The 427-nt window shown below is 80.3% G+C and carries 1 pseudogene; it reads right to left on the minus strand.

Annotation, left to right across the window (positions count from 1 at the left end):
- Positions 1 to 427, minus strand: a pseudogene (locus ACWJ6R_RS38075) (hypothetical protein); the annotation flags it as partial.

Genomic DNA, 427 nt, shown 5'->3' on the forward strand with positions numbered 1-427 from the left:
CGGGCAGCCGGGCCGCGTCCAGGCGGGCGGCGGTGAGGCGGGCCTCCACCTCGGCCCGCAGGCCGGGAAGGACCGCCAGCCTCCCGTCGGCGGCGGCCTGCTCGCCGGTCAGGCGGACGATCTCCGCCTCCACCCGCTCGCGGTCGTGGAGCAGCGCGGCCAGCCGCGGTTCCTCGGCGCGCACCCCCTCCAGCCGGGTGATCTCGTCCAGCCGCTCGCGTTCCAGCGCGGTCAGGCGGTCGGGACCCGCCGGCCGGGCCCCGCCGTACCGGAGGTCCGGGTCCAGGAGGGGGGCGGCGCGGTTGAGCGCGTCGGCGGCCAGGCTGCGGGCCTTGGCGGCGGCTCGGCGCGCTGCTCGGCCTCCCGGATCAGCGGGAACACCCGGTCGCCGGGCCGCCGTCGGCCAGGACGGCCTACCAGGTCGGCC

Source organism: Planomonospora algeriensis (assembly GCF_977012225.1).